The following is a 26,915-nucleotide window of genomic DNA, read 5'->3' on the forward strand; positions in this document are numbered from 1 at the left end:
ACTTGACGATTACTGGTAAATCTCACTACCGCGTTTGCGGAACTCCGCAGACATCTCTTCCATGCCTTTGGATGCATCCGCTACTTCGGTAATCGGAATGACTTTGGCTTTTGGATTGCCATCGGCATCTAAAGTTGCCGCATAGTCACGTACTTCTTGTGTGATCTTCATGGAGCAGAACTTTGGACCGCACATTGAGCAGAAGTGAGCAATCTTTGCGCCTTCAGCCGGCAAAGTAGCATCGTGATATTCACGCGCACGCTCAGGATCCAAGCCAAGATTGAACTGATCTTCCCAGCGGAATTCAAAGCGTGCTTTAGACAATGCGTTATCGCGCACTTGAGCGCCAGGTAAGCCCTTGGCCAAATCAGCGCCATGAGCAGCAATCTTGTAGGTGATGATGCCTTCGCGGACGTCTTCCTTATCTGGCAAGCCTAAATGCTCTTTAGGCGTGACATAGCAAAGCATGGCTGTGCCGTACCAACCAATTTGGGCTGCGCCAATACCGCTGGTGATGTGGTCGTAACCAGGAGCAATATCCGTAATCAATGGCCCAAGCGTATAGAAGGGGGCTTCTAAGCAGTGCTTGAGCTCTTCAGTCATATTTTCTTCAATGCGCTGCATTGGTACGTGACCAGGACCTTCGATCATGACTTGCACATCATGCTTCCATGCTTTAGCAGTTAACTCGCCTAAGGTATGAAGCTCACCAAACTGTGCAGCATCATTGGAGTCAGCAATACAGCCAGGACGTAAGCCATCACCCAAGCTAAATGAGACGTCATAGGCTTTCATGATTTCGCAGATCTCATCAAACTTCGTATAGAGGAAGTTCTCTTTATGATGAGCCAAGCACCATTTAGCCATGATCGAACCGCCACGAGACACAATGCCGGTAATACGATCAGCTGTTAACGGAACATAACGCAGTAATACGCCCGCATGAATGGTGAAGTAATCCACACCTTGTTCAGCTTGCTCAATCAAGGTGTCGCGGAACATTTCCCAAGTGAGGTCTTCTGCAATACCACCAGTTTTATCTAATGCCTGATAGATAGGAACGGTACCAATCGGCACTGGAGAGTTACGAATAATCCACTCACGGGTTTCATGAATGTGTTTGCCGGTTGAAAGATCCATGATGGTATCTGCACCCCAGCGAATGGACCAAACCATCTTTTCTACTTCTTCATTGATGGAAGAGGTAACAGCAGAGTTGCCCAAGTTGCCGTTGATCTTCACACGGAAGTTACGGCCAATAATCATTGGCTCTAGTTCAGGGTGATTAATGTTGGCTGGAATAATCGCACGGCCAGCAGCAATTTCTGAGCGGACAAATTCACCGGTGACGATGTCTGGAAGATTGGCACCATAGCTTTTGCCGGGATGTTGCTTAAGAAGTTGCTTATAAGCCGGGTCCTTACGGAGTTGCTCAAGACCCATTGATTCACGCAGTGCTACATATTCCATTTCTGGGGTAACAATGCCTTTGCGTGCGTAGTACATTTGACTGACGTTATGACCAGGTTTGGCAACGCGCGGCGCACTGATATGAGAGAAGCGTAAATTTTGAGTGGCTTCATCTTGAGAGCGAGCAACGCCATATTCAGAACTAGGGCCAGCCAATTGAATGGTGTCATTGCGTTCAGCAATCCACGCGTCACGTAGTCTTGGTAAACCTTTTTCAAGATTGATCACAACATCCGGATCGCTGTATGGTCCAGAGGTGTCGTAAACAGGAACAGGGGGATTGGCTAATAATTCTTCACCTACTCGTGTAGGTAGCTGCTCAATCATGCGGATTGGCGCTTTGATATCAGGACGTGAACCTTGGAGGTAAGTTTTAGTTGAAGCTGGATAGGCAAACTTTTGCCCAAAGTCGCGCTCCAAGCTTTTTAAACTGGGAATCTCGTGTTTAGCGTTTTTTGTTGTGGAATTGCCTGTACTCATGTCCATCTCCTAGCTGTTTTAGATGGACGAAACCGGGTGTCGGTCTGATGTAACTCCCCACGCCAGCATTACCTGGATCGGGTTAAAGGGTCTTTCTCAGCACCTTAGACTAAAACCTCTGAAGGGCACCCCTGTTTCATCCTTAATAAGGATTTAACCACGAATTGGGGGATCAATGCATGACTACCATCAAGCAGGTGTCATAAGAGGCAAATAAGGGCGAATCCCTTATTTGTTGCGACGCAATATGAAGTCTGCTGTTACAAAAGCCGCGTCAGAGGTGAATTCATCCGCCAAAATCCTTGCGGCAGCCTCTGCTAGGGAAATTTCTATAAAACCGCTGACTTCGCCGTCGTGATTCATCGGCACAAAGTTATCAGACAATTCTAGGTCGTAAATATAGAGCTGCTCATCATGAAAACCCCGGTTAAGGGTTGGGCGGCGCATATGAATACGTCCAACAGGCTCAATCTGTTCTGCAATTTGCTCAGGTACGCCAGCCTCTTCCCAAAGTTCACGACGTGCGCTTACCCAAGGTGTTTCATCGGCAGTAATGCCGCCAGCTGCTAAGTTATCTAACTTGCCTGGATCAGTAGGCTTGGTTTCACTGCGACGACCCAACCAAATCGTATTACTTTGTGTGTAGCCGTTGATATGAGTTGCCATGCTACGAAACCCAAAGGTGCGAAATGCAGCACGTTCCATGCGAAAGTACTTGTGACCATTTTGATCTACCCATGCAAAGTCTTCGTTTCGCCAGCCAGGAATAAATCCACCTACGCGCATGCGATTGGCTAACTGGTAAAGACTGTTTGATAAGTCTTTTGGTTTGCCCAATTGAATTGTCAGCTTGTCATGACTAATTGCAATGAGTGGAATGGATTCCTTTTGTAATGACTCTTGTAAATAGGTAGTGAAGTCTGGATTGAGATGTCCAATGAGCTGCTCGCCTATTGCACCGCGGGATAAATAGATTGGCAAAAAATCTGCCGGAGCAGAGCGCGCCGTATTTTGGAGCATTTCCTCAAGGGCAGCTAGCGTACTGGTTGAAAGGCTGGTCATGGGCCTAAGTGTAAGGGAACTTGGCGCCCATAACACATAACTGCAGCTGCGTTAGCTTAAATATTTGTAAGTAATTACAAAAGAAGGGGGCATACTTTCTGCACACAATTTAGGCAGACTAGGTCAGCCTATACAAATCTGTGACTTACGAAAACTTTTGAGGATTTATCCACAATGCCTGTGGATAAGTATGAGGAATTTTTGGTCCCGCCGACAGGAATCGAACCTGTATCCCACGCTTAGGAGGCATGTGCACTATCCATTGTGCTACGGCGAGGCGGTATAAATATTAAAAGTGTGATAGGCGGATTCTAATGAATTACCAACCACACAGGGCCCATACTTGATTGGTAACCGCCACCATCATATCTGGTGCAAAGTACATTGAAAAAACAAACAACAATACAAACAAAGCAAACCCATAGGAAATGATTTTCCAAACGGAAGGTTTTTTCTTAAGCATTAGCAACTCGTTTAACAGCGCGTTCTTTTACGGGAAGGTTGACTAAAAAGGCGAAGACACCCAATCCAATAGCGATTTCCCAAACGATTAAATACGAACCTGTTTGGTCAAACAAATAACCACCTAGGAATGCGCCACAGAAACTGCCTAGTTGATGCGAGAAAAATACCAAACCTGAAAGCATCGTTAAGTATTTAACGCCAAAAATTTGCGCAACGATACCGTTGGTAAGAGGAATAGTCGATAGCCATAAGAAACCCATGATCGCCGCGAAGATGTAAGTGCTCATTGGTGATGGTGGCAACAATAAGAAAGCAGTAATGGCAATCGAGCGGCCTATGTAAATGGCGGACAGTAAATAGCGCTTTGGAAAGTGTTGAGCCAGGATTCCTGAGCTGTAGGTGCCAAAAATATTGAAGAGCCCAATCAAGGCTAGAGCTGTTGTGGCTACTACTGGGGCACCTACCGCAGGATAGTTCTCAGAAACGTCTTTAAGGTAGGGTGCTAAGTGCACGGCAATAAAAACCACCTGAAAGCCGCAAACAAAATAGCCTAAAGTTAGGTAACGAAAGCTAGGATTGCTAACCGCTTCTTTTAAAGCCTGTTTGATTGTTTGATCACCTAAAGCATGCGAGTGACTAAAATTCTTTTCACGCAACATAAAAGCGGTTGGAATCATGAGACTGGCCATTAAGGCCAACATGAGAAGCGCATCTTGGGTGCCAAATGCACTGAGCAATCCTTGTTCGGCTGGAATCATCAGGAACTGACCAAATGAACCGGCTGCTGCAGTAATGCCCATTGCCCAAACACGTTTTTCCGCAGGTACGTTACGACCTAAAATGCCATACACCACGCTATAGGTTGTTGCAGTTTGTGCCAAGCCAATCAATAAACCACCGGCTAAGGTGAAATTCATGACATCGCTTGATACTGCCATGCCCGCTAAACCTAGTGCATACAGAATGCCACCGGCAACCATGATTTTGAATGCGCCATAGCGATCGGCCAAAGCGCCTGTAACAGGTTGTACTGCACCCCAGATCAGGTTTTGTAGGGCAATTGTTAAAGCAAAGGTTTCACGTCCCCAGCCATTGGCTGAGGTAATTGGTAAATTAAATAGTCCAAAGCCGTGACGAATGCCCATAGACAGCGTGACCATCAGTCCACCATAAATGAGGACTTCCTTCATCGAGAGTCCAGCGTTGCTGAATGGCTTAGTCATGGGATTTAGATGATGCCTTTACTGCGCAACACTTCAATAGTCTTATCGTCGAGCTTAAGACGCTCGTGCAGGATTTCGTCTGTATGTTGACCCAAGGTTGGTGGCGCCATACGGACTTCAGTAGGCGTCTTTGATAAACGCATTGGGCTGGCTACTAATTTCATACTGCCCACAGTGGGGTGTGGGGCTTCAATTTGTACACCACGATGAATCACTTGCTCATTTTCAAAAACTTCTTTGAAGTTGTTGATGGGGCCGCAGGGGACATTGGCTTTTTCTAATAGTGCAATCCATTCGCCCTTAGTTTTTTTGCGAGTCATTTGCTCTAAGAGAGGAATAAGTTGCTTGCGATGTTCTACGCGAAGGGGGTTTGACACATAAAGCGGGTTATCAGCTAAATGCGCTTCACCGCCTGCCGTCACGAAATGCCTAAATTGACCATCATTGCCTGCGGCAACAATCATCCAGCCATCAGAGGTGGGAAAGGTTTGATAGGGAACAATAATCGGAGAGGCATTGCCCCAGCGTTTGGGTACTTCACCCGAGGTAAGGTAGGCGCTTGATACATTCGCCATTACGGCTATTTGCGTATCTAGCAAGGACATGTCGATGTATTGACCCTCACCGGTATGGTCGCGATGGATGATGGCCGCAAGTATTGCCGTGCTGGCATACATGCCTGTGAAGATATCGGCGATAGCAACACCAGATTTTTGTGGACTAGCTCCCTCAAAGTCATGGGCCTCACCAGTCACACTCATGAAGCCACCCATACCCTGAATGATGAAGTCGTATCCAGGACGGTGAGCATACGGCCCAGTTTGACCAAAGCCAGTGATAGAGCAATAGACTAGGTCGGGCTTCACCTTTTTGAGGCTTTCATAATCAAGCCCGTATTTGGCAAGGTCTCCAACTTTGTAGTTCTCAATCACCACATCCGATTCAGCAGCTAGCTGACGGATGAGTTCTTGGCCCTCAGGTTTAGCAATATCAACGGTAATGGAACGCTTATTACGATTGATGCAAATAAAATAGGCAGATTCTTCGGTTTCCTTGCCATTGGCGTCTCTGGCAAATGGAGGGCCCCAATGACGGGTATCGTCTCCAACCCCAGGTCTTTCAACTTTAATGACATCCGCACCCAAATCTGCGAGATTCTGAGCGCACCAAGGGCCAGCCAAGACTCGGCTGAGGTCTAAAACGCGAATATGACTTAAGGCTCCCATTCCCCAATTTTGGCATGGATGACGGGGTAATACCTGAAAAATTCGGTCTGGATCTCAGACATGACTACAATTTGCGCGCATGGCTACCCGTAAAACTTCCGAATACAGCGAATCGTCGATTCAGGTCCTAAAAGGATTAGAACCAGTCCGTCAGCGGCCTGGAATGTACACCCGCACAGACAATCCCCTCCACATCATTCAAGAGGTGCTCGATAACGCATCTGATGAGGCTTTAGGGGGGTTTGGTAAGCAAATCATCGTCACGATGCATACCGACGGTAGTGTCAGTGTGGAAGATGATGGCCGTGGAATTCCAGTGGGAATGCATCCAACGGAGAAGTTGCCTGTAGTAGAAATTGTTTTTACCCAGTTGCATGCTGGTGGTAAGTTTGAAAAAGGCACTGGTGGGGCTTACGCATTCTCAGGCGGTTTGCATGGTGTTGGTGTTTCGGTAACTAATGCCTTATCCAAGAGATTAGAAGTCACCGTTTGGCGTGATGGCCAAAAGTCGACATTGACCTTTGCTGACGGCAAAGTGATTGAAAAACTCAAATTAAGCCCATCTTCAAAGGAAGATAAGTCACACGGTACTCGCGTACGCGCTTGGCCGGATGGCAAGTACTTTGATAGCTCGGCTATTCCGATGCCTGAGCTCATCCGCTTATTGCGCTCCAAAGCAGTTTTGCTGCCAGGTGTGAAGGTAACGCTGATTCAAGAAAAAACCGGCGATACCCAGACTTGGCAATATGCACAGGGCTTGCGTGGCTATTTGAATGAAGCAATTGCACAAGCAGGCCATGGCGCAGAAGTCATTCCACCATTCGAAGGTGAGCAATACGCTACTGGTACAGGCGATGATGATTCCTTTGCTGAAGGTGAGGGCGCTGCTTGGGTAGTTTGCTGGACTGAAGATGGCCCACCAGTACGCGAGAGTTATGTGAACTTGATTCCAACTCCTGCAGGTGGTACGCATGAGAGTGGTTTGCGTGAAGGTTTATTTAATGCTGTTAAAGGCTTTATTGAAATGCACGCATTGCAGCCTAAGGGTGTGAAGCTCATGCCTGAAGACGTATTTGCACGCGCATCCTTTATTTTGTCTGCCAAAGTATTGGATCCACAATTTCAAGGTCAGATTAAAGAGCGCCTCAATTCTCGTGATGCAGTGCGCTTAGTTTCTGGTTATGTGAAATCTGCTCTTGAGCTTTGGCTAAACCAGCACGTTGACTACGGTCGTAAGTTAGCTGATTTAGTTATTAAGCAAGCTCAGGCTAGAACTCGCGCAGGACAAAAAGTTGAGAAGAAAAAATCCTCTGGTGTTGCTGTTCTGCCAGGCAAGCTAACGGATTGCGAGAGCCAAGATATCGGCATGAATGAAATCTTCCTGGTTGAGGGTGACTCTGCCGGTGGTTCCGCCAAAATGGGTCGTAATAAAGAATATCAAGCCATTCTGCCATTACGCGGCAAGGTATTAAATACTTGGGAAGCAGAGCGTGACCGCTTATTTGCAAACAATGAAGTGCACGATATTGCTGTAGCGATTGGCGTTGATCCCCATGGAGCGAATGACAATCCGGATTTGTCAAACTTGCGTTATGGCAAGGTTTGCATCCTTTCTGATGCGGACGTTGATGGGGCACATATTCAAGTATTGCTATTAACTTTGTTCTACAAGCATTTCCCTAAATTGATTGAGTTGGGTCATGTACACATCTCTAGGCCACCTCTATTTAGGGTAGATGCTCCAGCACGCGGCAAGAAGCCGGCGCAAAAGATCTATGCATTGGATGCTAATGAGTTGCAGGCGATCGAAGATAAATTGCGCAAAGATGGCGTAAAAGAAACTGCATGGCAGATTTCTCGCTTTAAAGGTCTTGGCGAGATGAGCGCAGAGCAACTATGGGATACAACTCTGAATCCAGATACACGCCGTTTACTTCCTGTAACACTAGGTACTTGGACCGAAGACGAAACATTTAAAACAATGGATATGCTGATGGGTAAATCAGAGTCTGGTGCGCGTCGCGATTGGCTTGAAGAGCGCGGCAATGAAGTGGAGGCGGATATCTAATGGCAACTAAAAAGACTCCTGGAAAAAATAATCCAGCTGATCAGGCGGATCTATTCTCCAATCCAATTGAGATGGATGTTGTTGAAGTAGATGAGGCTCCAGCAGTTACCACTTCTTCTGGTGGTGTGGGTAACCACAATCCTAAAACTATTGATCTAAACGAAGACGGTAAAGACAGCCTAACTTTAGCCGTATATGCAGAGCGTGCCTATTTGGATTACGCCATTAGCGTGGTTAAAGGTCGTGCGCTTCCAGATGTTTCAGACGGACAGAAGCCTGTACAGCGCCGAATCCTATTCTCGATGAGTGAAATGGGCTTGCGCGCCGATGCGAAGCCGGTAAAGAGTGCTCGTGTTGTTGGTGATGTGTTGGGTAAATTCCATCCTCACGGGGATCAGTCTGCATACGATGCATTGGTTCGTTTGGCACAAAGCTTCTCATTGCGTTATCCATTAATTGATGGACAAGGTAACTTCGGTTCTCGTGATGGTGATGGCGCGGCAGCGATGCGTTACACAGAAGCACGCCTTACTAAAATTGCTAGCCTGCTGTTAAGTGAAATTGATGAAGGTACGGTTGATTTCGCACCAAACTACGATGGTTCATTCCAAGAGCCAAAGTTATTACCAGCGCGCCTACCGTTTGTATTGCTCAACGGCGCTTCGGGTATTGCTGTTGGTATGGCTACCGAGATTCCATCGCATAACTTGCGTGAAGTAGCCTCCGCAGCAGTTGCTTTAATGAAGTCTCCAAAGATGACTACTGCAGAGTTGTTGGAGATCATGCCCGGTCCTGACTATCCAGGTGGCGGCCAAATCATTTCCTCTGCTGCAGAAATTGCCCAGATTTATGAGGCAGGACGCGGCAGTATTAAGGTACGCGCACGTTGGTCAATCGAAGAGTTGGCTCGCGGCCAGTGGCAGATTGTTGTAAATGAATTACCACCAGCCACTTCTTCTCAGCGTGTACTGCAAGAGATTGAAGAGATCACGAATCCAAAGGTAAAGGTCGGTAAAAAGACCTTAACTCCTGAGCAGAATAATCTCAAATCAACCATTCTGAATGTGCTTGATGGCGTTCGCGACGAGTCTAGCAAGGACGCAGCAGTGCGCTTGGTGTTTGAGCCTAAGAGCAAGAATATTGACGTCAATGAGTTTGTAAACCTATTACTTGCTCACACCTCATTAGAGTCCAATGCGCCAATGAACTTGGTGATGATTGGCAATGATGGTCGTCCGCGTCAAAAGGGCTTAAAAGAAATTATTTCCGAGTGGATTACTTTCAGGGTTGCCACGGTTACCCGTAGAACTCAGCATCGCTTAGGCAAAGTCAAAGACCGCATGCATATTTTGGAAGGGCGTTTAATCGTTCTTCTCAATATTGATAAGGTTATTAAGATCATTCGCAATAGCGATGAGCCCAAAGCAGATTTGATAAAAGAATTTAAGTTGTCAGATCGTCAGGCTGAAGACATTCTGGATATTCGTTTGCGTCAGTTGGCTCGCTTAGAAGGTATCAAGATTGAGCAGGAGCTTAAAGAACTCAAAGCGGAGCGTGAAGATCTAGAAGGTTTATTGCAGAGCGATACTGTCTTGCGTAAACGCATCATCAAAGAAATCGAATCCGATATGAAGGATTTTGGTGATGATCGTCGCACCTTAATTCAGGAAGATAAGCGCGCTGTTGCTGAGACTAAGGTGATTGATGAGCCGGTAACAGTGATTGTTTCTCAAAAGGGTTGGGTCCGAGTTCGCCAAGGTCACGAGCATGATGCAACTCAATTTAGTTTTAAGGCGGGCGATGCTTTATATGCCACCTTCGAAGTGAGAACGGTAGACGTTATTCAAGGCTTTGGCAGTGATGGTCGCGTCTATACCGTTCCTGTAAGTGAATTGCCTGGTGCCCGCGGTGATGGTTCGCCATTGACCAGCTTTGTTAATTTGGCTGCTGGGTCACAGATGGTTGCTTACTATGCTGGCCAGCCTGACGATTTGGTATTGCTATCTACTAAAGCAGGCTTTGGATTCTTGGCTAATGTATCGGATATGAGTACCCGCAATAAGGCGGGCAAATCATTCTTAAGCATGGATGCCAAGGTACCGGGTGATGCACCTTTAGGTGCGGCAAAAGTCAAAGTCGGCATGAAACAAGTTGCCTGCTTGTCCGAGGCTTCCAAGTTATTGGTCTTCCCTCTAGATGAGCTCAAGCGCTTGCCCACTGGCGGCAAAGGCGTGATCTTGATGGGCTTGGACGATAAAGAGTATTTGGCTTCAGCAATTGCTGTAGGTCCTGATGGAGCGACTTACTCAGGTGCAGGTCGTGCTGGCAAGCCAACTGAACTCAGTTTGGATGCAAAAACTTTGAAGTCGTTTGGAGGCAACCGTGCACGTAAAGGCCACTTTGTAGAGCCACGCTTAAAAGACGGCAAGCTCACAGCGAACTAAGTACCGCTTTTAGACTTTCTTCGGAACGCTAATGCCGTATTTGACGGCAATCACTTCTGCCAGGATCGAAACTGCGATCTCTGGTGGGGTGAGAGCCCCAATATAAAGCCCTACAGGGCCATGTAATTTTTCTACTTGCTCTTGGCTAACATCGAACTCTAATAAACGCTCTTTGCGTTTTTGAGTGTTCTTGCGGCTGCCTAGTGCGCCTACATAAAAAGCTGGTGACTTAAGAGCCTCCATCAAAGCCATGTCATCCAATTTGGGATCATGCGTAAGGGCTACAACTGCAGTGTGAGAGTCGACGCCAATCTCAAGTAATACATCGTCTGGCATGCCCTTAGAAAAAGTAATATCCGTACGATTGAGGCCTTCGGCATATTCTTCGCGAGGATCAATCACAATGACTTCAAAGTCAGAAGCTAAAGCAAAATCAGCGGTATATAGGGAGAGTTGGCCGGCGCCAATGATGACCATGCGCCAGCGTGGACCGTAAGTCGTATGCATTTCTTGATCGGTGCAAATAAATTCATCACTACGATCACCTAGGGTGAGTGTCGATTTTCCAGTGCTTAAGCTTACTGAGCGGCGGGTAATTTGATGCGAAGAAATATTCTCAAGTAGCTTTTCTAAAACAGCTAACTCCGGCTTTGGCTCCACCAGCAAACGCAGGGTGCCACCACATGGCAATCCAAAACGAGCCGCCTCTTGTTGGGTCACGCCATACACCACCATTTCAGGGGTATTGCGCGTCAAAATTTCTGTCTGCACACGACGAATCAGATCATCTTCAACGCAACCGCCCGAAACTGAGCCAGCTACCTGACCATCAGCGCGTATTGCTAGCCAAGAGCCAACAGGACGTGGAGCGGAGCCCCAGGTTTGAACCACGGTTGCAATCGCCACAGATTGGCCCGATTGGAGCCATTCCACGGCAGATTTAAGAACGCTGAGGTCGGTACTGTTCATGCTATTTCTTCTTTTGCTAATGCTTTGATGAATAACTAATTATTATCACTCTAATGACAATTTCTGGTGAATCCTTCAAAAACCCAAAATTACGCCTAGCCGTACTCCTCTTGGCAGCAGGTGAGGGGAGTCGTTTAGGTGGATTTCCTAAAGCATTGCTGAAGAAGGAGGGTGAAAGCTTATTAAGCCGCTTTCTACAATCTATTCAAAAATTCAACCCAGTAGAAACGTTGGTTGTCACAGGCTTTTATGCAGATGCAATTGAGGTGGAAATCAACTCAATAAGGCAAAAGACTCGTAACCCTATTGCCATAGTAAAAAACCAAAATCCACAAGAAGGTCAGTCATCTTCGGTCCGACTTGGCTTAGAGTCGCTCAAATCTGACTATGACGTTTTATTGGTTGCTTTGTGTGATCAACCTAATATTGGCGTCTCGGAGATTGAGGCTCTGTTAGAGCAATTCAATCAACTAGGATTCAATAAGGAAATCGTCTTACCAATGGTGAACGGAAATCGTGGTAACCCAGTATTATTTTCGAAAAAAGTGATTGAAGAAATCATGGCGACACCCGGGATGGTCTGCAGGCCCTTTATGGATAAGCATCCAGAGCTAGTGAAACTATTTGAGACGAATAATCAGGCTTATTTATTGGATGTCGACACCCAGGCCGACATCCAAAAACTAGGGCTTGATACTATTTAAATTAATGTAATTAAATTAAATCTCAGCGATCAATTCAATTTCAACGCAAGCACCCAGCGGAATTTGCGCAACACCAAAAGCGCTACGAGCATGTTTGCCAGCATCACCAAAAACTTCAAAAAGTAATTCTGAACAGCCATTAACAACTAGGTGCTGCTCCGTATATGTATCGGCAGAGTTCACCAAACCCATTACCTTAACAATGCGCTTTACTTTATCCAAAGAGCCCAAGTGACTCTGTAAGGTGGAGATCAAATCTATTGCAATAGAGCGTGCTGCCGCTTTGCCAGTATCGGTATCCATGTCTTTACCAAGCTTTCCTACCCAAGGTTTGCCATCGCGTTTAGCAATATGACCAGAGAGAAAAACAGTATTCCCGGTAGTGGCTGCCATGACATAGGCCGCAGCAGGAGGTCCTGGTGGTGGCAAATCAATTCCAAGGGTTTTGAGGCGATCGCTAATGTTTGTAGTCATGCTAAATAGGATTAATTTAAAAAAGAAATAAGTTCAAAAAGGGAATATCAGAATCTTACTTGGAAAGTTGACGCATGGCACTCTCAAGGCCATTTAAGGTCATTGGATACATGCGATCTTTCATGAGGTTTTGCATGATGTCAATTGACTGACGATATTGCCAGATAGATTCAGGTTCTGGATTAAGCCAAGCAAAATGCGGGAAGTGGTCAATTAAACGGTTGATCCAAACAGCTCCAGCTTCCTTATTGTTGTATTCAACTGAACCATTCGGACTCAGAATCTCATAAGGAGACATGGTTGCATCACCAACGAATATCAGCTTGTAGTCTGGGCCATATTTATTGATGATGTCTTGGGTTGGCGTAGCTTGGTCGCGTCTGCGACGATTGCTCTGCCAAAGGTTTTCATAAACACAGTTATGAAAATAGTAGTGCTCAAGATGCTTAAATTCTGCTTTAGCAGCAGAGAACAATTCAGCAATACGCTGAATATGATCGTCCATTGAACCACCAACATCCATGAGTAGCAGCACTTTCACCTGATTGTGGCGCTCAGGACGCATTTTGATATCGAGCATTCCTGCGTTAGCTGCTGTCGAATGAATCGTTTGATCTAGGTCGAGCTCTAAGGTAGACCCTTCTCTAGCAAACCGACGCAAACGACGCAAAGCAACCTTAATGTTGCGGGTGCCCAGTGCTAAATCACTGTCATAGTCTTTAAACTCTCGCGCTTCCCAAACCTTGATCGCGGTTCTATTGCCAGCGCTCTCACCGCCAATGCGAATACCTTCAGGATGGTAGCCGCTATGACCAAACGGGGAGGATCCGCCAGCGCCAATCCATTTGTTCCCGCCACCATGCCACTCTTTTTGTTCTTTTAGGAGCTCCTCAAGACGCTTTTTCAGTGCATCAGGCCCACCTAATTTTTTGAGTGCTGCTTTTTCTTCATCGCTTAGTACGCGTTGAAGTTTTTTCTCTAGCCAGCCTAAGGGAATATCTGGGGAGAGTGCGATGATTTGCTCAATGCCGTTGAAGTAGCTGCCAAAGACTTGATCAAAACGATCAAAGTGTTGTTCATCTTTAACCAGGGTCATGCGAGCCAGCTGATAAAACTCATCAATCGATGGATTGATAACGCCTGATTTCAAAGCCTCCAGGAGGGTTAAAAACTCTCGTACTGAAACAGGCACTTTAGCCTCTTTCAGGTTAAGGAAGAATTGAATCAACATAAATACAGGGTGATGTTGATTAATACATTAACGATGATTGCGATTCATCATGACCAAGCGCTCAAACAAGTGGATATCTTGTTCATTCTTGAGTAAAGCGCCATGCAGTGGTGGTACGGAAATCTTCTCATCATTGCTATACAAGGCCTCTGGCGGGATATCTTCAGCCAATAGAAGCTTAAGCCAATCAATCAACTCGGAGGTAGAGGGCTTTTTCTTAAGTCCTGGTAATGAGCGTATTTGATAAAAGGCCTTGAGAGCTGCATCCAGGAGATCTTGTTTGATATTGGGGTGGTGAACATCCACGATGCTTTGCATTGTTGTTGCATCGGGAAAGGTAATGTAATGAAAAAAGCAGCGGCGCAAGAATGCATCGGGGAGCTCTTTCTCATTATTGGAAGTGATGATGACTAGCGGGCGATGCTTTGCTTTAATGAGTTCACGCGTTTCATAAACATAAAATTCCATGCGATCAATTTCGCGCAGTAAGTCATTTGGAAACTCAATATCTGCTTTATCGATTTCATCAATGAGCAAGACCGTAGGTTCATCTGCCTCAAAAGCTTGCCAAAGTACGCCCTTAACAATGTAGTTGCGAATGTCTTTTACCTTCTCATCACCCAATTGCGAATCGCGCAAGCGGCTAACGGCGTCGTATTCATACAGCCCTTGTTGAGCTTTGGTGGTGGATTTAATGTGCCACTGTAAGAGCGGCATGTTGAGGGCGGCGGCAACTTCCTCGGCCAACATCGTTTTGCCAGTGCCTGGCTCGCCTTTAATCAAAAGAGGGCGTTGTAGTGCGATTGCCGCATTTACAGCCAATTTGAGATCTTCGGTAGCGACATAGCTTTGGCTACCTGAGAAGCGGGTTTGAGTAGAGGGGTTGGATTTGCTCATATGCTGACCTAATTAGTGCTGGGTTAAGCGTTCCAGTATAGGTAAATGAGCCAAATTTTTCAGTGTTTCTACTGATTTTGGCCTCCAGAATGGCGGGAATGGCGTCTGTCCGCTATACTCTTCCCAAATTGATCTAAATCAAACTCATTAATAATGATTTCTATGAAAAAACTCTCCATTCTTCCTCAATTGGCCGTAACCGCAGCTTTGGTTTTTGCTGGCTCTGCTGCTCAGGCTGATGAAGTTAAAGGTAATGCTGCAGCAGGTAACGGCAAGGTTTGGCTGTGCGTTGGTTGCCACTCAATTCCCGAATATCGCGCAGACTACCCATTGGTATACAAGGTACCTATGATTGGCGGTCAAAATGCCGCTTACATTGCTTGCGCACTAGCCGCTTACAAAAAAGGCGAAAGGAAGCATCCAACAATGCGCTCTATTGCTGCCAGCTTGTCTGACCAAGACATGGCTGATATCGGTGAATACTATGCTGCGCAAACTGCCAGCTCACCTAACAACCCATTGAAGTGATTCATTAATAAAGATACATAGAGATACTTTTATGAAATTCGCCCTAATTACCGCAGTTTTGCTATCCAGCATTGGTTTGATAAATGTAGCAAACGCTGCCAATAAAGAAAAAGGTCAGGCTTTAGTTGAGAAGGCTAATTGCGCTTCTTGTCATGGTGCCGGTCTAAATGCTCCAATCCTGCCTGCTTATCCAAAATTAGCTGGCCAGTATGCTGATTACCTTTACTACGCTTTAAAGGCTTATAAGGTAGGTAATGGCAATGCTCAGTTTGGTCGCAACAATGCTGTAATGGGCTCACAAGTTCAAAACTTTAGCGATGCTGACTTGCAAGATATGGCTGCTTACATTTCTTCTTTACCTGGAAACTTTGTAGTTAAAAAGTAAATCCTAGTAAGCAAGGCTTCATACAAAAAAGGCTTAGATTAATTATCTAAGCCTTTGTTTTTTATATTCTTTATAAAGTTTAACGAAGTGCTTCAAGCCCTCGCTCTAGGTGCTTGCGCATGGTTAGCTCAGCAGCATGTTCATCTCGTTTCAATATTGCCCTGAGAATCTCTCGATGCTCCACTAATGAGTTTTGCAGTCTACCTGTGCTGGTTAGAGAGTCTCTGCGGTGAAGTTTTAACACTTTACGTAGATCTGCGATAACGCCATTCATCCAGCGATTTCCGGCAATTTCTTGGATTAATTCATGAAATTTGCCATTTACCTCAAAGAATTGCTCAATATCTCGATCGGCAGCCGCTTTTTCAAGTCGGTGGTGCAGGTGATCCAAGAGGTTTAATTCAGCTTCAGTTGCCTTTGTAGCCGTTTCTTTGGCCGCTTGACCCTCCAGAAGGGAGAGAATTGTAAAAATCTGCTCCAAGTCTTTGCGGATAACCTCGGTAACGTAAGCTCCCCGGCGCATTTTGATGGTTACAAGCCCTTCAGATGCTAGAACCTTGATTGCTTCACGCATTGGTGTGCGGCTTATACCAAACTGATCAGCCAAAGATTGCTCATCTAGCCAGCTTCCAGGAGCCAACTGCTTGCTAAAGATTTGCTCCCGAAGCCTATCGGCAACGTCTTCATATAGCGGTCTATTATTCAGTTTTGTATTCATAATTATGAATACATTATGTAGACAATTCTAAAATTGTCAAGCAAAATGTGGGGACATTTCGATGCAATGCAACAAAAATTAACCGGGAGTTTTTGTGAGTTCTAAAGAAAACAATTCATGGCCATCTTTTCCAGATACCAACCTGGATGCTTGGAAAAAGTCAGCTCAGAAATCAGCGCCTAATGGCGATGTTGATTCCTTGGGTTGGAAAACACCAGATGGAATTCACCTAAAAGCTCTATACACATCATCGGATATTGAGGGTCTCAATTACACAGATACATTGCCTGGATTTGAACCGTTCGTGCGTGGACCACAAGCGACGATGTATTCAGTTCGACCATGGACCATACGTCAATATGCCGGCTTTTCAACTGCCGAAGAATCCAATGCTTTTTATCGCAAGGCGTTAGATGCTGGTGGTCAAGGTGTATCCGTTGCGTTTGACTTAGCAACGCATCGTGGTTACGACTCAGATCATCCTCGGGTTACTGGTGACGTTGGTAAGGCCGGCGTTGCGATTGATTCTGTAGAAGATATGAAGATCTTGTTTGATGGCATTCCATTGGACAAAGTTTCTGTTTCGATGACGATGAACGGCGCCGTATTGCCTGTGTTGGCGGGCTACATCGTTGCTGGTGAAGAGCAAGGCGTTAAGCAAGAGCAATTATCAGGAACTATTCAGAACGATATTCTGAAAGAGTTCATGGTGCGTAATACCTACATTTACCCACCAGAGCCATCAATGCGCATCATCGGCGACATTATTGAGTACACCGCCAAACATATGCCTAAGTTCAACTCGATTTCGATTTCGGGTTATCACATGCAAGAGGCAGGTGCTAACCAAGTGTTGGAATTGGCTTTCACATTGGCTGACGGTAAAGAGTATGTCAAGACAGCGCTAGCCAAAGGGTTGGATGTGGATGGCTTTGCTGGACGCCTTTCATTCTTTTTTGCGATTGGTATGAACTTCTATTTAGAGGTTGCCAAGTTGCGTGCTGCACGCTTGCTGTGGTGGCGCATAATGAAATCCTTCGAGCCAAAGAATCCAAAGTCTTTGATGCTTCGTACGCATTGCCAAACTTCTGGCTGGTCTCTAACTGAACAAGATCCATACAACAACGTTGTGCGAACTACAGTTGAGGCGATGGCTGCCGTATTTGGTGGCACACAGTCATTGCATACCAATTCATTGGATGAGGCGATTGCACTTCCTTCAGAGTTCTCCAGTCGCATTGCTCGTAATACTCAGCTGATCCTGCAAGAAGAAACCCATATCCCGAGCGTGATCGACCCATGGGCGGGCTCTTACATGATGGAAAACCTCACTCAAGAGATGGCTGATAAAGCCTGGGAAATCATTCAAGAAGTAGAAGCCATGGGCGGCATGACCAAGGCGGTTGAAAGTGGCTGGGCTAAGCTGAAGATTGAGGCTGCTGCCGCTGAAAAACAAGCCAAGATTGACTCAGGCTCAGATGTGATTGTTGGTGTTAATAAATACAAGCTCGGCAAAGAAGATCTAGTTGATGTATTGATGATCGATAACGACAAAGTTCGTGAAGGTCAGGTAGCCCGTCTCAAAGAAATCAAAGCAAAACGTGATTCACAAAAAGTGCAGGCTGCATTAGAGACTTTAACCAAGGCTGCAGAAGATAACTCAGGAAATCTCTTGGAGCTAGCCGTAAACGCGATTCGTTTACGCGCAACCGTTGGTGAAGTTTCTGATGCGTTAGAAAAGGTTTACGGGCGCCATCGCGCCGATACTCAAAAGGTGACCGGTGTGTATGCAGCCGCTTATGACTCAGCCGAAGGCTGGGCAAAACTCCAAACTGAAATTGCCGACTTTGCAAAAGACTTTGGTCGTCGTCCTCGTGTGATGATCGCCAAGCTAGGTCAAGATGGCCATGACCGCGGCGCTAAAGTCGTTGCTACTGCCTATGCTGACTTAGGCTTTGACGTAGATATTGGACCTTTATTCCAAACGCCTGAAGAATGTGCTCGCCAAGCGATTGAGAATGACGTGCATGCCTTAGGAGTTTCTACTTTGGCGGCTGGTCATAAGACTTTAGTTCCGGCCATCATTGCTGAATTGAAAAAGCAAGGCTCAGACGACATCATCGTGTTCGTTGGCGGCGTGATTCCAAGACAAGATTACGAATTCCTCTATGAGGCAGGCGTTAAAGGAATCTACGGACCAGGTACACCTATTCCGGCATCGGCCAAGGATGTGCTTGAGCAAATTCGCAAGTCTGTTAATCCCGCTTAATACGGATCATAGGCATGCTCGAAGCTGCTGATCAGGCTCTAGTGAATGATCTCACTGGTGCGCCATCGCTTAAACAGCGCCGCGCACTGGCGAAGATCATTACTTTGCTTGAGTCAACACGCCTAGATCACCGTCATCGCGCTGATGACGTACTCAATTCTTTATTGCCTAAAACGGGCAAATCATTCCGCCTCGGCATCTCAGGTGTACCAGGCGTTGGTAAGTCGACCTTAATTGAGTCCTTGGGTCTTTACCTGATTGAAAAAGGACATCGAGTAGCTGTTTTGGCGATCGATCCTTCTTCTAGTATTTCTGGTGGTTCGATTTTGGGCGATAAGACGCGTATGGAGCGATTATCCGTTCTAGAGAATGCCTTTATTCGTCCAAGTCCATCCTCTTGCACTTTGGGTGGCGTAGCCGAGAAGACTCGTGAAGCCATGTTGGTTGCTGAAGCCGCAGGTTTTGACGTCATCATTGTTGAGACGGTTGGTGTAGGGCAGAGCGAAATCGCGGTTGCCGGCATGACCGATATGTTCCTGTTGTTGCAATTACCGAATGCAGGCGATGATCTTCAGGCAATTAAAAAAGGCGTGATGGAAATCGCTGATCTGATTGTGATTAATAAGGTGGATATTGATCCAGATGCTGCAATGCGCGCTCAACTATTCATCACGAGTTCATTGCGCCTGTTGGGATTCCAAGGGAATCCTGATCACGCATCACACGACAAAGAGTTTTGGCATCCGCAAGTGATGACCTTGAGCGCGCTCGAGGGCAAAGGTGTGCCAGAGCTTTGGGACAAAGTTTCCCATTTTGAAAAACTACAAAAGGCGAACGGTAAATTTGAATCTCGTCGTAAGCAACAAGCAGGCGCATGGATGTGGGATCGCATTGATGCTGGACTTAAAAACGCATTTCGTAGTAATGAAGCAGTGCAAGAACTTCTACCAAGTTTGGTTGCACAGGTAAATCAGGGAACCATGGCAGCTTCTGTAGCAGCAAGACGGCTACTGGAGTCCATGGGGCATGAATTTTTCTAAGGAGCAGGAAATGAAGGAAATCATTCAACAACTGGAAGCCAAGCGTGAGCTTGCCCGATTGGGTGGCGGGCAAAAGCGTATTCAGGCTCAGCATTCTAAGGGCAAATTAACTGCGCGCGAGCGTATTGAGCTCTTGCTGGATGCTGGCACATTCGAAGAGTGGGATATGTTTGTTGAGCACCGTTGCCATGATTTTGGCATGGGTGATCAAACCGTTCCTGGCGATGGCGTTGTTACCGGTTATGGAATGATTAATGGCCGCTTGGTATTTGTGTTTTCTCAAGACTTCACCGTGCTTGGCGGCTCCTTGTCTGAAGCTCATGCTGAAAAGATCTGCAAAATCATGGATCAAGCTCTTAAAGTTGGAGCGCCAGTTATTGGTTTGAATGACTCTGGTGGCGCACGTATTCAGGAGGGTGTTGCATCCCTTGGAGGCTATGCTGAAATTTTCCAGCGCAACGTTACTGCGTCTGGCGTGATTCCACAGATTTCCTTGATCATGGGTCCATCAGCTGGTGGCGCGGTTTACTCTCCAGCCTTGACCGACTTCATTTTCATGGTCAAAGATAGTTCATACATGTTCGTGACTGGTCCTGAAGTGGTTAAGACTGTTACCCATGAAGACGTCACTGCCGAAGAATTAGGTGGTGCTGTAACTCACTCAACAGTTTCAGGCGTATGTGATCTAGCTTTTGATAATGATGTCGATGCAATCATGATGCTGCGTCGCTTCTTTAACTACTTGCCGCTCTCTAACCGCGAGAAGCCACCTTTGATTAAGGGTGCTAATCGCACCGAAGAGCCAGATTTCTCCTTAGATACATTAGTGCCATCAAATCCAAATCAACCTTACGATATGAAGGAGTTGATTGAGAAGATCGTTGATGATGGCGAGTTCTTTGAATTGCAGCCTGACTACGCAAAAAATATTGTGATTGGCTTTGCCCGTATTGAAGGACGCTCAATTGGTATTGTTGCCAATCAGCCTTTGGTATTGGCTGGCTGTTTAGACATTAAGGCCTCTATTAAGGCAGCGCGTTTTGTGCGCTTTTGTGATGCCTTCAATATTCCAGTGGTTACTTTGGTTGATGTTCCAGGCTTTATGCCAGGAACCGCACAAGAATACGGCGGCATCATTAAGCATGGTGCGAAATTACTCTATGCGTACGCAGATTGCACGGTACCTAAAGTAACCTTGATTACACGTAAGGCCTACGGTGGTGCTTACGACGTGATGGCCTCTAAGCATCTACGCGGCGACGTGAATTTCGCTTGGCCTTCAGCTGAGATCGCTGTGATGGGCCCTAAAGGCGCTGTTGAAATTATTTTCCGTGAAGAGAAATCCGATCCTGCAAAAATTACAGCTCGTGAAGCTGAGTACAAATCTAAGTTTGCTAACCCGTTTGTAGCGGGTCGTCGTGGCTATATTGACGATGTCATTTTGCCGCATGAGACTCGTAAGCGGATTGCTCGTTCACTAGCAATGCTTAAAGACAAAGACTTGAAGAATCCTGCGCGTAAACACGGCAATATTCCTCTGTAAAGGCGCTGACAAATTATGACTACGAAAATGTTTAAGAAAATTTTGATTGCTAACCGCGGTGAGATTGCTTGCCGTGTCATGGCTACTGCCAAGAAGATGGGCATTAAGACTGTTGCTGTTTATTCTGAAGCGGATAAAGAGGCGCGTCACGTGCAGTTGGCCGATGAGGCTGTATGTATTGGGCCAGCACCTTCACGTGAATCCTATCTGGTGATGGATCGCATTATTCAGGCCTGTAAAGATACTGGCGCTGAAGCCGTACATCCTGGCTATGGCTTCTTGTCTGAAAACGAGCAGTTTGCTAAGCGTTGTGAGGAAGAGGGCATTGTATTTATCGGTCCTAAGTATCAGTCTATTGCCGCAATGGGTGACAAGATCGCCTCTAAGAAGCTCGCTCTAGAAGCGAAGGTCAATACCATTCCTGGTTACAACGAGGCGATTGATACTAATGAAGAGGCCGTGAAGATTGCCCAAGGTATCGGATATCCGGTAATGATTAAAGCCTCTGCAGGTGGAGGTGGTAAAGGTCTGCGTGTTGCTTTTAATGACAAAGAAGCCGCCGAAGGTTTTGCTGCCTGTAAAACAGAGGCGATGAATAGCTTTGGTGATGACCGTATCTTCATTGAGAAGTTTGTAGAAGGCCCACGCCATATTGAGATTCAGGTTTTGGGCGACTCTCATGGCAATGTGGTTTACCTCAATGAGCGTGATTGCTCAATCCAACGTCGTCATCAAAAGGTAATAGAAGAGGCGCCGTCTCCTTTTATCGATCCTGCTACTCGTAAAGCGATGGGTGAACAAGCGGTTGCGTTAGCTAAAGCCGTTAATTACCAATCTGCAGGCACTGTGGAGTTTGTGGTCGGCAAGGATAAGTCATTCTACTTCCTCGAAATGAATACCCGCTTGCAAGTTGAGCATCCAGTTACCGAAAGCATCACTGGTCTTGATTTAGTTGAGCAAATGATTCGTGTTGCCGCTGGTGAGAAGCTGGCCTTTAAACAGGAAGATGTGAAGCTTGACGGTTGGTCGATGGAGTGCCGTATTAATGCCGACGACCCATTCCGCAACTTCCTGCCTTCAACAGGCCGCCTCGTTAAATACCGTCCACCAGAGTCAGTGAATGGTGTCCGTGTGGATACTGGCGTGTATGAGGGTGGTGAGATTCCGATGTACTACGACTCCATGATCGCTAAGTTGATCGTTCATGGCAAGGATCGCACAGAGGCAATTGAAAAAATGCGTGCCGCACTGAATGATTTTGTCATTCGCGGAATTCATTCAAACATTCCTTTTCAGGCTGCATTGCTGCAGCATCCGCGCTTTGTAAATGGCGACTTTACCACTGGCTTTATTGCAGAAGAGTATCCAGAAGGCTTTAAGAAGGATTCAGTACAGCCTGCTGATCCTAAGCGCCTGGCTGCATTAGCTGCATTTATGCGCTACCGCTATCTCGAACACATACAGATGATTGATGGTCAATTAGCCGGCCATGAAATGATCATTGGTAAGAAATTTGTAGTTGTTACCGGCAAAAAAGCGGGATCCATGAATGATCCTTATGAGGTGCCTATTCGGGTTGAGCTTAAGGATGGTGTTTATTCCGTCTATATCGAAGATGCAGATGGTGTAAGTCGTTATGACATCGTAAGTGAATGGCGTCCAGGTCAAATTTGTCTACACGCAACTATTAACGGCACTCACAAAATCACTGCGCAAGTTGAACGTCGCGGCGTGCGTTATGTGTTGATTCTTGATGGCGTTCATTACGAGTGCATGGTGTTAAGTCCATTAGGAGCCGAGCTCCAGCGTCGTATGCCAGTTAAGTTACCGCCAGATACTTCCAAATTGGTGATGTCTCCAATGCCAGGGTTATTAACAAAGATTGCCGTTAAAGTGGGTGAGGTAGTTACTGCTGGTCAGAAATTAGCCTCCATCGAAGCGATGAAAATGGAAAACACACTATCGGCTGTTCAAGATGGTGTGGTTGCTGAAATTTGCGCTAAAGAGGGTGATAGCTTGGCGGTTGATCAATTGATCATTCGCTTCGAATAAAAAGGTTGACGACTATGAGCGCTAAGCCATTCAAAATTTTAGGCATTCAGCAAATCGCCATTGGTGGTGAGAACAAGGATCGACTCAAGAAATTATGGGTTGATATGTTGGGCTTTGAATACAAGAGCACTTTTGTCTCTGAGCGTGAAAACGTGGATGAAGATATCTGTGCCATCGGTAAAGGTGCGCATGAGATTGAGGTTGACCTCATGCAGCCATTTGATATTGAAAAGAAGCCGGCAGTTCATCAAACACCCCTAAATCACATTGGTTTGTGGGTCGATGACCTGCCTAAAGCTGTTGAGTGGCTTACCGCGAATGGCCTACGTTTTGCACCTGGCGGCATTCGCAAGGGTGCAGCGGGCTATGACATTACCTTTGTACACCCAAAAGGAAATGACGAGTTTCCAATTAGTGGTGAAGGAGTGCTTATTGAGCTAGTTCAGGCCCCTCCAGAAGTGATTGCAGGATTAAGTTCATAATTTGGACTAGTAAGCAAATTAACGGGATTTAAATTGGCAAATATATTAGCCATCGACACCTCCTCAGCTTGGTGTTCGGTGGCTTTATCGTTAGAGGGTCAGGCAGTGCAATTCAGGCATGAGACTGTCACAGCTGGTGCCAGTCAATTGTTGTTGCCATGGATAGAGTCGCTCTTAAGTGATGCAAAATCTTCCCTGAAAGACCTTGATGCGATTGCTGTATGTATCGGCCCTGGTGCGTTTACTGGCGTACGTTTGGGGGTAGCCGCAGTGCAGGGCTTGGCTGTATCGCAAAACATATCTGTAGTGCCGGTATGCAGCCTTGATGCTATCGCCGCCCAACTTTTAGATTCAGCAGCGCTCCAATCCTCTCAACCTCAGCGCTTGATGATTGCGATTGATGCCCGGATGGAAGAGGTCTATTGGGCTTCTTACGATATTCAAGACAGACGCTTGCCAAATCGTATTGGTGATATTCACCTGACCAAGCCAGAAGATCTGAATTTAGAAGGAGTGCAATTTCTGGCTGGTAGCGCTTTAAATGCCTATAGCCAACGCTTACCGCAATTCACAGGCCTAATCGATCCAGATATCTCTATTTCCGCATTGGGTATTTTGAAATGTGCGCAGCAGTCCCTGCAAGACGGGGTGCATTGCGAAGTTCGACAACTAGAGCCCCTCTATGTGCGAGATAAGGTGGCATTTACTACCGCTGAACGAGAAGAGGTTAAGAGGTAATGTCGGATCTCACAACAGCCAAAGGTGTGGCGGAGCTTTCCTTTTTGCCAATGCAGCAAGCTGACTTAGATGATGTCCTGAAGATCGAATCTGTCTCTCATGTTCATCCTTGGACAAAAGGCAACTTTTCTGATTCTCTCGCAGCGGGTCATTGGGCTTATTGCATTCGACCGCAAGCAGATCAAGTGGTGAAGGGGTCCTATTTGGATCCGGCAGTTCTATGGGCATATTGCATCTTGTTTCCTGCTGTAGATGAATTACATCTCCTCAACATCACTGTTTCCCCGCATTTACGTAAGTTAGGTCTGGGACAAAGAATGATGGCTGCTATTGAGGGCGTAGCTTTTCAGCAGATGATGCCGCGAATTATTCTTGAAGTAAGGCCAACCAATGAAGCTGCATTAGCCCTTTATCAAAAATTGGGTTACGAGCAAATTGGTATTCGTAAGAATTATTACCCTGCAAGCCCAGAAACTGGTGGACGAGAAGACGCTCTTGTATTGGCTAAATCGATTAAGCTAGAGGTATGAGCAATAATTCAAGCTTCTTAAAAGAAATGGGCATCACCGAGTGGACATCTCGTGATGCAATTCAAGCGCAGCCTGAAGCCTTTGTTGTAGCAAGTTCTCAGGCCGCTCCACAGGAGGCGCAATCCTCGCCAAGGGTGGGCAATGGTATGTGGTGGTTTTTTGGGAATGAACCCCAGGGCGATGCCAAAATTCTGTTTCAAAACCTCATACGAGTTCTGGGTTTAGCCAAGAATGAGTGGTCTTGGAAGAATCCCTCGGAAAAATTAGGTCAGCTTGAAAATCCTGGATCGCCAGTTGTTGCGATCGCATTTGGTGGGCCAGTTGCTCAAAAGATTACTGGCGAAAGAGATCCGCTGCCACAGTTGCGCGAAACGGTGCTTGCACTAAATATGGGTAATGATGAAGAAATTCCGGTAATTGCTTCTTTTGAGTTAAATCAAGTACTAACAAAACCTAAAGAGAAGGCCATGCTTTGGCAGGATTTGTTAATGGCTCGATCAGTGCTGCAAAACATCTAAAGAAGACTGCCGTGGATAAGCTTAGTGCTTATGCTCGCCGATAAGATGCATGGAGTCATACTCCGCTTGGTTTCTGGCGTGACGTTTGATAACTAGCCACATAATCAAACTCACAGCTACACCAAATCCAACGATCACTATTTGAATGGGCACATCCAACCAAATGAGTAGTGAGTAGATCAATAGCATCATCAGCACAGAAATATTTTCATTGAAGTTCTGCACAGCAATAGAGTGGCCTGCGGACATGAGTACATGTCCGCGATGTTGCAGTAGTGCGTTCATTGGCACTACAAAGTAACCCGCTAGCCAGCCCACCAGAACTAGTAACATATAAGCCGGTAATAAATTGAGGGTAACTTCAAACTTACCGAAGCTAAAAATGCTCGTATTGGGTAATAAATCAGAGTTGTAGACTGCCATCACGCAGACCACTAAGCCCATCGCAATGCCGTAAGGCAATACGTTCAAGGATTTGCGCAAAGGAATACGCCATGCGGCATAGACGGCACCACCAGCTACGCCCACAGCTGAGATAGCTTGCAAAATGGCGCCCTGAGATAAATTCATATGAAGAGCTACTTGTGCCCACTTAATCACAATAAATTGCAGAGTAGCTCCGGCACCCCAGAATAAAGTGGTGACAGCTAAGGAGATTTGACCAAGGCGATCATTCCAAAGTGTTTTAAAGCAAATGGCGAAATCTTTAATCAATTCAATTGGATTTGTCTTTTGAGAAACGTAACGTGCGCCAGTATCTGGAATCTTTAAGTTGATAAGTGCTGCCACAACATAAATCATCATGATGATCATGATTGCTGATTCAGCCGGTGTATCAATGCCAGTTTCAAAAGTCGGCATATCCAAGGCAAGCAGACTTTGGGAGACTGTGGTGCTAATCAGAACGCCGCCCAAAACCGTGCCCAAAATAATGGATCCAACTGTTAATCCTTCGATCCAGCCGTTGGCGGCAACCAATTTTTCAGGCGGAAGCAGTTCAGTCAAAATTCCGTACTTTGCAGGTGAGTATGCAGCTGCCCCCAAGCCAACAATGGCATATGAGAGCAAAGGGTGGCTTCCAAAGAGCATGGCCACGCAACCGACGAACTTAATCGTGTTGGTAATGAACATGACGTTGCCCTTAGGGCGGGAATCAGCAAAGGCGCCAACAAAGGCTGCTAAGAGGACGTAGGACAGCACAAAGAACAATTTGAGCAAAGGAGTCATCCAGGCCGGAGCATGGAGCTGGGCCAGGAGGGCGATAGCCGCTATCAGGAGAGCATTATCAGCAAGCGACGAAAAAAATTGCGCCGCCATAATGATGTAAAAGCTACGGTTCATTCGTACAATCTAGTCATTACTACAATTAAAACATGAAAGGAGGGGTGATTATGGGTGA

The 26,915-nt window shown here is 46.2% G+C and carries 24 protein-coding genes, 1 tRNA gene and 1 riboswitch; of the genes, 13 read left to right on the forward strand and 12 right to left on the reverse strand.

What is annotated here, in order from left to right; translation table 11 throughout:
* Positions 1–9 precede the first annotated feature (9 nt).
* From thiC to JaK3_RS07100, 6 genes are all read right to left on the reverse strand, one after another.
* Positions 10–1,950, reverse strand: coding sequence for a phosphomethylpyrimidine synthase ThiC (gene thiC / locus JaK3_RS07080; protein WP_068322726.1), 1,941 nt, complete (start codon positions 1,948–1,950; stop codon positions 10–12).
* A 37-nt stretch (positions 1,951–1,987) separates the two neighbouring features.
* A riboswitch (TPP riboswitch) is annotated at positions 1,988–2,093 on the reverse strand.
* 85 nt (positions 2,094–2,178) lie between these two features.
* Positions 2,179–3,012: an NUDIX hydrolase gene (locus JaK3_RS07085; protein WP_068322729.1), complete on the reverse strand. Its 834-nt coding sequence runs from the start codon at positions 3,010–3,012 to the stop codon at positions 2,179–2,181.
* 202 nt (positions 3,013–3,214) lie between these two features.
* Positions 3,215–3,289: transfer RNA gene (locus JaK3_RS07090), tRNA-Arg, on the reverse strand.
* A gap of 42 nt (positions 3,290–3,331) precedes the next feature.
* Complete coding sequence (locus JaK3_RS10680; protein WP_161484707.1) at positions 3,332–3,475, reverse strand: hypothetical protein; 144 nt, start codon at positions 3,473–3,475, stop codon at positions 3,332–3,334.
* On the reverse strand, positions 3,468–4,700 hold the full coding sequence (locus JaK3_RS07095) for an MFS transporter (RefSeq protein WP_068322732.1): 1,233 nt from the start codon (positions 4,698–4,700) through the stop codon (positions 3,468–3,470). Before JaK3_RS07095 ends, JaK3_RS10680 begins: the two co-directional genes overlap by 8 nt.
* Positions 4,701–4,705: 5 nt before the next feature.
* Complete coding sequence (locus tag JaK3_RS07100) at positions 4,706–5,926, reverse strand: CaiB/BaiF CoA transferase family protein (RefSeq protein ID WP_068322737.1); 1,221 nt, start codon at positions 5,924–5,926, stop codon at positions 4,706–4,708.
* Between the two features lie 79 nt (positions 5,927–6,005).
* Between JaK3_RS07100 and JaK3_RS07105 the strand changes: the two genes are divergently transcribed.
* Both JaK3_RS07105 and parC read left to right on the forward strand, forming a co-directional pair.
* Positions 6,006–7,994, forward strand: coding sequence for a DNA topoisomerase IV subunit B (locus JaK3_RS07105; protein WP_068322740.1), 1,989 nt, complete (start codon positions 6,006–6,008; stop codon positions 7,992–7,994).
* A gap of 71 nt (positions 7,995–8,065) precedes the next feature.
* On the forward strand, positions 8,066–10,438 hold the full coding sequence (gene parC, locus JaK3_RS07110) for a DNA topoisomerase IV subunit A (RefSeq protein WP_240480925.1): 2,373 nt from the start codon (positions 8,066–8,068) through the stop codon (positions 10,436–10,438).
* 9 nt (positions 10,439–10,447) lie between these two features.
* Here parC and JaK3_RS07115 read toward each other — a convergent pair whose 3' ends face one another.
* Positions 10,448–11,407, reverse strand: a complete 960-nt coding sequence (locus JaK3_RS07115) for an XdhC family protein (protein WP_068322744.1) — start codon at positions 11,405–11,407, stop codon at positions 10,448–10,450.
* A gap of 53 nt (positions 11,408–11,460) precedes the next feature.
* Here JaK3_RS07115 and JaK3_RS07120 point away from each other — a divergent pair, with 53 nt between their 5' ends.
* A complete protein-coding gene (locus tag JaK3_RS07120; protein ID WP_068322746.1) occupies positions 11,461–12,111 on the forward strand; it encodes a nucleotidyltransferase family protein in 651 nt (216 codons plus the stop codon).
* Between the two features lie 15 nt (positions 12,112–12,126).
* On the opposite strand, the gene JaK3_RS07125 is transcribed toward JaK3_RS07120, so the two are convergent.
* Genes JaK3_RS07125 through JaK3_RS07135 form a run of 3 tightly spaced genes read right to left on the reverse strand, consistent with a single transcriptional unit; the run spans position 12,127 to position 14,713 of the window.
* Positions 12,127–12,585: a RidA family protein gene (locus tag JaK3_RS07125; RefSeq protein ID WP_068322750.1), complete on the reverse strand. Its 459-nt coding sequence runs from the start codon at positions 12,583–12,585 to the stop codon at positions 12,127–12,129.
* Between the two features lie 55 nt (positions 12,586–12,640).
* Positions 12,641–13,816, reverse strand: a complete 1,176-nt coding sequence (locus JaK3_RS07130; RefSeq protein WP_068322753.1) for a vWA domain-containing protein — start codon at positions 13,814–13,816, stop codon at positions 12,641–12,643.
* Between the two features lie 27 nt (positions 13,817–13,843).
* Positions 13,844–14,713, reverse strand: coding sequence for an AAA family ATPase (locus tag JaK3_RS07135; RefSeq protein ID WP_068322756.1), 870 nt, complete (start codon positions 14,711–14,713; stop codon positions 13,844–13,846).
* A gap of 162 nt (positions 14,714–14,875) precedes the next feature.
* Here JaK3_RS07135 and JaK3_RS07140 point away from each other — a divergent pair, with 162 nt between their 5' ends.
* Positions 14,876–15,241 carry a c-type cytochrome gene (locus JaK3_RS07140; protein WP_068323680.1) on the forward strand — a complete coding sequence of 122 codons (366 nt, stop codon included), beginning with the start codon at positions 14,876–14,878 and terminating at the stop codon, positions 15,239–15,241.
* Positions 15,242–15,272: 31 nt separating this feature from the next.
* Entirely contained in the window at positions 15,273–15,626 is a 354-nt protein-coding gene (locus JaK3_RS07145; protein ID WP_068322759.1) for a c-type cytochrome, read from the forward strand.
* A gap of 79 nt (positions 15,627–15,705) precedes the next feature.
* Here JaK3_RS07145 and JaK3_RS07150 read toward each other — a convergent pair whose 3' ends face one another.
* Entirely contained in the window at positions 15,706–16,344 is a 639-nt protein-coding gene (locus JaK3_RS07150) for a GntR family transcriptional regulator (RefSeq protein ID WP_068322762.1), read from the reverse strand.
* A 94-nt stretch (positions 16,345–16,438) separates the two neighbouring features.
* On the opposite strand from JaK3_RS07150, the gene scpA reads away from it, so the two are divergent.
* Genes scpA through JaK3_RS07190 form a run of 8 tightly spaced genes read left to right on the forward strand, consistent with a single transcriptional unit; the run spans position 16,439 to position 25,516 of the window.
* A complete protein-coding gene (gene scpA / locus JaK3_RS07155) occupies positions 16,439–18,613 on the forward strand; it encodes a methylmalonyl-CoA mutase (protein WP_068322764.1) in 2,175 nt (724 codons plus the stop codon).
* Between the two features lie 14 nt (positions 18,614–18,627).
* The gene (meaB, locus tag JaK3_RS07160; protein WP_068322767.1) at positions 18,628–19,653 is read left to right on the forward strand and encodes a methylmalonyl Co-A mutase-associated GTPase MeaB; all 1,026 of its coding nucleotides are present in this window, start codon (positions 18,628–18,630) and stop codon (positions 19,651–19,653) included.
* Positions 19,654–19,663: 10 nt separating this feature from the next.
* The gene (locus tag JaK3_RS07165) at positions 19,664–21,196 is read left to right on the forward strand and encodes an acyl-CoA carboxylase subunit beta (protein WP_068323682.1); all 1,533 of its coding nucleotides are present in this window, start codon (positions 19,664–19,666) and stop codon (positions 21,194–21,196) included.
* A gap of 27 nt (positions 21,197–21,223) precedes the next feature.
* Positions 21,224–23,248, forward strand: coding sequence for an acetyl-CoA carboxylase biotin carboxylase subunit (accC, locus tag JaK3_RS07170; protein WP_205627519.1), 2,025 nt, complete (start codon positions 21,224–21,226; stop codon positions 23,246–23,248).
* Positions 23,249–23,262: 14 nt separating this feature from the next.
* Positions 23,263–23,730, forward strand: a complete 468-nt coding sequence (locus tag JaK3_RS07175) for a VOC family protein (RefSeq protein WP_068322772.1) — start codon at positions 23,263–23,265, stop codon at positions 23,728–23,730.
* A 33-nt stretch (positions 23,731–23,763) separates the two neighbouring features.
* Positions 23,764–24,468, forward strand: coding sequence for a tRNA (adenosine(37)-N6)-threonylcarbamoyltransferase complex dimerization subunit type 1 TsaB (gene tsaB, locus JaK3_RS07180; protein WP_068322775.1), 705 nt, complete (start codon positions 23,764–23,766; stop codon positions 24,466–24,468).
* Positions 24,468–24,998 carry a ribosomal protein S18-alanine N-acetyltransferase gene (gene rimI, locus JaK3_RS07185; protein ID WP_068322778.1) on the forward strand — a complete coding sequence of 177 codons (531 nt, stop codon included), beginning with the start codon at positions 24,468–24,470 and terminating at the stop codon, positions 24,996–24,998. The genes tsaB and rimI overlap by 1 nt, the downstream gene beginning before the upstream one ends.
* Positions 24,995–25,516, forward strand: a complete 522-nt coding sequence (locus JaK3_RS07190; protein WP_068322781.1) for a uracil-DNA glycosylase family protein — start codon at positions 24,995–24,997, stop codon at positions 25,514–25,516. The genes rimI and JaK3_RS07190 overlap by 4 nt, the downstream gene beginning before the upstream one ends.
* A 21-nt stretch (positions 25,517–25,537) precedes the next feature.
* Here the strand turns inward: JaK3_RS07190 and lplT are convergent, their stop codons facing one another.
* The gene (gene lplT / locus JaK3_RS07195) at positions 25,538–26,857 is read right to left on the reverse strand and encodes a lysophospholipid transporter LplT (RefSeq protein ID WP_068322784.1); all 1,320 of its coding nucleotides are present in this window, start codon (positions 26,855–26,857) and stop codon (positions 25,538–25,540) included.
* Positions 26,858–26,915: the final 58 nt, after the last annotated feature.

The organism is Polynucleobacter yangtzensis (genome assembly GCF_001595965.1).
Lineage (GTDB): Bacteria > Pseudomonadota > Gammaproteobacteria > Burkholderiales > Burkholderiaceae > Polynucleobacter > Polynucleobacter yangtzensis.